Source organism: Nonomuraea sp. NPDC049625 (assembly GCF_040675285.1).
GTDB classification, from domain to species: domain Bacteria; phylum Actinomycetota; class Actinomycetes; order Streptosporangiales; family Streptosporangiaceae; genus Nonomuraea; species Nonomuraea angiospora_A.
The window spans coordinates 86043-92617 of record NZ_JBFAOQ010000018.1; the positions used below are offsets into that span (position 1 = coordinate 86043).

Genomic DNA, 6575 nt, shown 5'->3' on the forward strand with positions numbered 1-6575 from the left:
CTGGTCCTGTCACCCCCAGGATCGCGGGGGCTCTGGCTCCGTCCGGGCCTGGTCGGCAGCCTGGCGGACCATGACAACATATTTGCTGGTACACGGTGCCTGGCACAGCGGACAGTGCTGGGAGCGGGTCGTCCCGTTGCTGGAGTCGGCCGGACACCGGGTGGCCGCGCCGTCGCTGACCGGCCACGGCGACAAGGCGCATCTGCTCAGCCCCGAGGTCGGGCTGGACACGCACGTCGGCGACATCGTCGGGCTGATCCTCGAAGAGGACCTCACCGACGTGATACTCGTGGGACACAGCTACGCGGGGCTGGTCATCTCGTCCGCCGCCAACCAGGTCCCGGATCGGATCGCGCAGCTGGTCTACCTCGACGCGATGGTCCCGGAGGACGGCGAGAGCGCGGCCGACGTCCAGCCCGTGACCCGGGTTCTGATCGACGGCGCCGCGGAGTCCGGCAGCGGCTGGCGGGTTCCGCCGCTGCCCGAGCTGCCGCCGCCCGCGGGGCTGTTCGGGGTCACCGACCCCGCGGACGTCGCCTGGCTGCGCACGATGCTGTCGGATCAGCCGGTGCGCTCCCTCCAGCAGCCGGTCCGGCTGGACAACCCGGCCGTGAACGCGATCCCGCGGACCCACATCCACTGCACCGTCGGCAAGCCGGACGGCATCACCCGCCGGCCCGTCCCCGAGACGCAGCCCAACGGCACCCCGGCGCAGGTGTGGGAACTGGAGACCGGCCACGACTGCATGATCACCATGCCGGCCGAGCTCGCCGAGCTACTGCTCAAGCTCGGCTGATCCTGTCGAGAAAGAGGGAGTCGATGGCCGGGTCGCCCATGGGCGGGTCCAGGCGGGTGGGGGCACCTGCCTCCAGGAGGGCCTCCACGGTGCCGAGGTAGTCGCCGTCCTCCGCGCGGTTGTGGCGCAGCCCCCACAGCGCGCAGTCCAGCGGGGTCGGGCCCTCGTCGTCGAAGGCGCGGTCGTCCAGATCGGCGCCGCGCTCGATGAGCAGCCGCACGGTCGCCGTGCGGCCGTGCATGGCGGCCTGGTCGATCGGCGTGAAGTTGCTCCAGCCGCGCGTGTCCACCGCCATGCCGGCGTCCAGCAGGGCCCGCACCACGTCGGTACGGCCCAGCAGGGCGAACTGGCCCAGCGCCCAGCCGTAGTCCCCGGTGTCCGCCGGGTTGCCGAGAGCCGGCGGCGGCGCGGCGGGCAGGCGCGCCGACTCGCCCCGGGCCACCGCCAGGACGGCGGCGTCCACCGGGTCCAGGTCGGCCCTCGCGCCCCGCGCGGTCAACAGCTCGTACGCGGCCAGGTGGCCGCAGCGGGCGGCCAGCGCGAGGGGGCGGCGGCCGACGTCCCAGCGGTCCCACGGCAGGTTCACGTCGGCCCCGGCGTTGAGGAGCATCGTCAGGATGGTGACGCCCCGGCCACGGGCGATGGCGTGGTGCAGGGCGCGGCAGGCGTTCACGTCGGCGCCGCGGTCGAGGAACCAGCGCAGCCCCGCCGCGTCCTCGAAGTCCAGCTTGTGCGCCACCATGCGCTCGAAGCCGGGCCGGTGGAGGAGGTCGAGGAAGGCCGGGTCCGACTGCTCGCACGCGTGGTAGAAGGCGTCCTCGTCCGGGGGCGCGCCGCGCTCGACGAGGAGCCGGGCCAGGGCCAGGTCACCCCGTTCCACGGCGTCGAACAGCGCCGTCCGCCTGCCCTCGCCGCCCCACTCCACGGTGTGGCTGCCGGGGTCGGCGCCGGCGTCCAGCAGGAGCCGGGCGCACTCGCGTACCCGCTCGGCGGGGGCGACGGCCCGCCGCAGCAGCACCAGCAGCGGCGGGAGCCCGCCGACCGGCTCACCGGCCGGGAGGAACGCCGCCAGCGCGGCCGGATCGGCCAGGATGAGCGCCCGCTCGATGCCCTCCAGGGCGGCGACGCGTACGTGCTCGACCAGCTTCGGCCAGCTCGGGAAGCCGTACTCGCGGGCCAGCTCGAACTGAGCCCGGCTCAGCGGGACGCCCCGGGCGCGCTTGCGGTGTTTGGCCTGCTTGCGCAGATGCTCCAGCGAAGGGTGCTGGGGAAGATCGGACACGGCGAACCTCCGGCTGCCCGGGTCCGCGAGCTCGGGCCGAGGTCCGTCGACCACAGGGAGTGTGCCGCCAGTGGGATGATCCCTTCCCCGCGGACTGGACGCGCCCGGCAACGCCCTCCCATCCTAGCGGGGGCCGCGCCGAGACGCGGCCCCCCGGGCGTCAGAGCGTGATCGGCACCCGCGCGCCCGTGCGGGCCGACTCCAGGGCCGCGGTGACCATGGCCAGGCTGCGGATGTTGTCGTGGCACTCGCCCTGCGGCGCCTGCCCCGTACGCAGCCCCGTCACGAACTCATCCAGCCCCTCGGCCAGCCCCTGGAAACGCCGTCGGCCGGGGAACGCGTCGGCCTCCGGCGGGTGCGGCCGCACCACGTGCCCCTCGGCCGCCTCGGCCGTCGGATCACCCTTGCCGTCCCAGCGCGCCGTCCCGCGGGGACCGGCCGCCCGCCAGCTGCCCGTCCAGGATGTCGCCTGGCCCGGCGCCGACCAGCTCCCGGCGAACGTGTAGCGCAGCCCGCCGGTCATCTCGAAGATCGCGGTCGCCGAGCACGCCCCCGGATACCACGTCCACGACGGCCGGAACGACTCGCAGTAGACGGACACGGGATCCGTCCCCGACACCGCCCGCGCCGCGTCGAACAGGTGGATCGCCATGTCCTGTAACAGCGGATGCTCCAGCGTCCCCAGGAACTCCGGCCCACGGTAGGGCATGAAGAACTCCGAGGTCAGCACCCCCAGCGGCCCCAGGTCGGCCACCGTGCGCCGGAAGGCCACCAGGGTCTGCATGAACCGGCGGTTCTGGTTGACCGCGAACAGCCGCCCCGCCTCGTCGGCCGCCCGGACCATCGAGCGGGCCTCGTCCAGGGTGACCGCCATGGGCTTCTCGCTCAGCACCGACACCCCGCGCCGCAGCGCCGTGACCGTCACGTCGTGGTGGGCCTGGGGGACGGTGCAGTTGACGATGAAGTCGGGCTCCTCGCCGTCGAGCACGGCGGTCAGCGAGGCGCTGACGGGCAGGTCGTCGAGGCCGAGCTCGGCGGCGGCGGCCCGGGCGCGGTCCTCCACCACGTCCACCCAGCCCACCAGCTCGGTGCCGGGGTGGGCGACCAGCTCGGGCGCCCACTGGCCGCCGATGTAGCCCGCGCCCACCACCACGCCGCGCAGCGGCCGGTCCTCCTTGACGATCTCGAAGGTCACGCGGCCTCCTACCACTGGATGGGGGTGTGGGCGTTCTGGAGCGGCTCGCCCACGCCGTCCGCCGGCGCGGCCCACAGGACGGCGTTGGCGAGCACCCGCCGCACGCCGGGGTGGTGGTAGACGGGATATTCCTGGTCGCCGGGGCTGAAGTAGAAGATCTTGCCCAGGCCCCTGCGGAAGCAGCAGCCGCTGCGGAACACCTCGCCGCCGCTGAAGTTGCTGATGAACACCAGCTCGTCGGGCTCCGGGATGCCGAACGGCTCGCCGTACGTCTCCTGCTGCTCGATGACCAGCGGACGGGGCACGCCCTGCGCGATCGGGTGGCCGGGCGCGACCGTCCAGACCAGCTCGCGCTCGCCGGCGTCGCGCCAGTTGATCGTGCAGGTGGAGCCCATGAGCGCACGGAAGATCTTGGAGTAGTGGGCCGAGTGCAGCACCAGCAGGCCCATGCCGCCCAGCACGCGCCGCCGCACGCGTTCCACGACCTTGTCGTCGACCTCCTCGTGCGCCATGTGGCCCCACCAGGTCAGCACGTCGGTGCCGGCCAGGACCGCGTCGGTCAGGCCGTGCTCGGGCTCGTCGAGCACGGCGGTACGCGTGCTCACGCGCTCGCCCAGCAGCTCGGTCAGCCCCTCCGCGATGGCGCCGTGCATGCCGTCGGGATAGATGCGGCGTACCGCCTCCTCGCGCGGCTCGTGATAGTTCTCGCTCCAGACAGTGACGTTGACCGCCATGCGTTTCCTTCCTGGCCGTACGGGCGCAAGATCAGCGTACGTCGCCGCCTGCCGTCTCCGACAGCACCCGCACGTCCCACGGCCCCAGCGGCAACTCGGCGCCGGCCTCGTGGGCGGAGCCGTCGAGCACATCCCGTACCGGGACCGGTACCCGCACCGACGCGGGCTCCCACGCCCAGTTGTGCAGGAAACGAACCCGCCGCCCGTCGCGCGCGGTGGCGCCGGTCGAGGTGACGCCGGGCGGCAGCTCCGACCAGGGGCCGGGCGACGGCACCAGCCGGCGGAACAGGGCCTCGGCCAGGGCCGCGTTGGGCACGGTGCCGACATAGGTGATCCGCCCCCGCCCGTGCGCGCGGGTGGTGATCGCCGCGAACCGCCCGAAGTGCGGGTGTTCGTAGCCGGCCAGCACCTCCGCCCCGTCCGCCTGCAGCCCGTCCGCCCACCGGGTGCCCGCCGCGTCCTCCGGGAACGCCGTGCCGCTGACTGGGCCTCCGACCGGGCCCCTGACTGGGCCCCTGACCGGCACGTCCTCGGTCAGGTTGCTGAACTCGTCGTACCAGGCGCCCGCGGCGTCGGCCAGCCTGCCCGGCTGGACGTCCCTGCGGGCCCGCGCCTCGGCGTCGGCGTAGCCGGTGCGCGGGCCGACCACCAGGTGCCCGCCCGCCGCCGCGTACGCCGTCAGCCAGTCCAGCGTGGCGTCGTCGGCCACGTACAGCCCGGCGGCCACCAGCACCGGATGCCGGGCGGCCAGCGCGGCCGGCTCCTCGGCGACGGCCTGGGCGGCGTGCACCACCCGCACCTGGCAGCCGGCGTCGAACGCGCCACGGTAGAACGGCTCGAAGATGCCCTGGTAGGAGCGCTCGTCCGGCCCGCCGTCCGGCTGCCCGAGCGCGGGCTGGGCGTTCAGCGCCCACTTGCTCGGCGTGGAGTAGAGCATCGCGACGTCCGCGTCCGGGACCAGCCCTTCGACCAGCTCTCCCGCCGTCTCCAGCTCGGCCCCGATCCGGGCGATCTCCCGGTACGTGCGCCCCGGCCGCCCGCTGTGCGGCAGCACGCCACCCCAGTACGTCTCCGTGCCGAACACCAGCGTCCGCCACTGCCAGTACTCGATCATGGAGGCTCCGCGGGAGACGAGCGCCCACGCGGCCTGCCGCCACTGGCCGTCGTAGGCGGGCTGGTTCACCCAGGGCGCCCCGATGGCCTGCGCGTTCGTCTCGGTCACCAGGAACGGCTCCTGGCGGGAGGAGAACATCCGGTCCGCGCTGAGATAGAGCGCCCAGGTGCTCCTGGTCATCCAGCTCTGCGGCCCGTCCTGCGGCGCGGGCAGCGCGAGGCCGTCCTGCATCGTGTAGTACGGGTTGCCCGCGGTGACGTCGAGCCGCCGGGTCAGCTCGTCGTCGGCCACCCCGGGCCGGTCGTAGGCGATGCACGTGGTGACGAACTGCTCGGGACGGGCGTACTCGCGCACGATGTCCGCCTGCCGGCCGATGAACTCGGTCACCTGGTCGGCCTGGAAGCGCCGCCACGCCTGCGTGTACTGCGGCTGGGCGTTGCCGTCCGGCCGCCACAGGTCGGCCCAGTCCGACAGCCGGTGCGACCAGTAGACCAGGCCCCACTCCCGGTTCAGCGTCTCCACGTCGCCGTAGCGCTCGCGCAGCCAGTCGACGAACCGCTGGAACACGCCGTGGTTGTGCAGCAGGTGCAGGCCCGGCTCGTTGTCGACCTGGAAGCCGATGACCGACGGGTGGCCGGCGTACCGCTCGACGACCTTGCGGGTGATCCGCTCGGCGTGGAAGCGGAACGCCGGGTGCGTGAAGTCCATCTCCTGCCGGGCGCCCCACCCGATGCGCTGCCCGGTGGCCCGCTCCCCGGCGATCTCCGGGTAGAGCCGGGCCAGCCACGGCGGGACCGCGTACGTCGGCGTGCCCAGGATCACCCCGATGCCGCGCTCGTGCGCGCCGTCCAGCGCCGGTTGCAGCCAGTCGAGGTCGAAGCGGCCGTTCTCGGGCTCCCAGGTGGACCAGACCGACTCGCCGACCCTGATCACCGAGAAACGCGCGTCGGCCATCAGGTCGAGGTCGGTCTTCAGCAGGTCGGCGGGGTGGTATTCGGGGTAGTAGGCGGCGCCGAAGAGTACTCGCGGCACGGGGGTTCCCTTCCTCACTTTGCGGGCGGTGCGGTCGATCGGCGCACCACGAGGTGCGCGGGCAGGTCGGCGGGCCCGCCTGGCCCGCCTGGCTCGCCGGGGGAGTGCTCGATCTCGGCGGCGAGCAGCGCGAGGCCGTGGCGGGCGATCGCCTCGAAGTCCTGGCGGATGGTGGTCAGCGGTGGCGACAGGTACGCCGCCGCCGGGATGTCGTCCATGCCGACCACGCTCACGTCGTCCGGCACCGCGCGACCGGCCTCGGCCAGGGCGCGCAGCACGCCGATCGCCATGTCGTCGTTGGCCGCGAACACCGCCGTGACCCGCGGGTCCGCCGCCAGCGCCCGGCCCGCCTCGTACCCGGAGGCGGGGGACCAGTCGCCCTCCGGCGCCGGTGGCTCGGGAGCCCCGGCGGCGGCCAGCGC

General features: G+C 73.9%; 6 protein-coding genes. 1 reads left to right on the top strand and 5 read right to left on the bottom strand.

Annotation, left to right across the window (positions count from 1 at the left end):
* Positions 1-70 precede the first annotated feature (70 nt).
* Positions 71-796 (top strand): alpha/beta hydrolase, encoded by a 726-nt coding sequence (locus AB0J87_RS51040; RefSeq protein WP_363980038.1) that lies wholly within the window; start codon positions 71-73, stop codon positions 794-796.
* On the opposite strand, the gene AB0J87_RS51045 is transcribed toward AB0J87_RS51040, so the two are convergent.
* The 5 genes from AB0J87_RS51045 to AB0J87_RS51065 all read right to left on the bottom strand — a co-directional run.
* Complete coding sequence (locus tag AB0J87_RS51045; protein WP_363980041.1) at positions 783-2078, bottom strand: ankyrin repeat domain-containing protein; 1296 nt, start codon at positions 2076-2078, stop codon at positions 783-785. The two genes, AB0J87_RS51040 and AB0J87_RS51045, sit on opposite strands and share 14 nt — an antisense overlap.
* Positions 2079-2238: 160 nt before the next feature.
* Positions 2239-3273 carry a Gfo/Idh/MocA family oxidoreductase gene (locus AB0J87_RS51050; protein WP_363980044.1) on the bottom strand — a complete coding sequence of 345 codons (1035 nt, stop codon included), beginning with the start codon at positions 3271-3273 and terminating at the stop codon, positions 2239-2241.
* An 8-nt stretch (positions 3274-3281) separates the two neighbouring features.
* The gene (locus AB0J87_RS51055) at positions 3282-4007 is read right to left on the bottom strand and encodes a ThuA domain-containing protein (RefSeq protein ID WP_350736561.1); all 726 of its coding nucleotides are present in this window, start codon (positions 4005-4007) and stop codon (positions 3282-3284) included.
* A gap of 31 nt (positions 4008-4038) precedes the next feature.
* Complete coding sequence (locus AB0J87_RS51060; protein WP_363980048.1) at positions 4039-6153, bottom strand: beta-galactosidase; 2115 nt, start codon at positions 6151-6153, stop codon at positions 4039-4041.
* Between the two features lie 14 nt (positions 6154-6167).
* Positions 6168-6575, bottom strand: a 408-nt coding sequence (locus AB0J87_RS51065; protein WP_363980051.1) for a substrate-binding domain-containing protein, incomplete at its 5' end; no start/stop codon positions are given.

Coding starts and splice junctions, on each gene's coding strand:
- AB0J87_RS51040 (WP_363980038.1), top strand. CDS start 71: ATGACAACATATTTGCTGGTACACGGTGCCTGGCACAGCGGACAGTGC.
- AB0J87_RS51055 (WP_350736561.1), bottom strand. CDS start 4,007: ATGGCGGTCAACGTCACTGTCTGGAGCGAGAACTATCACGAGCCGCGC.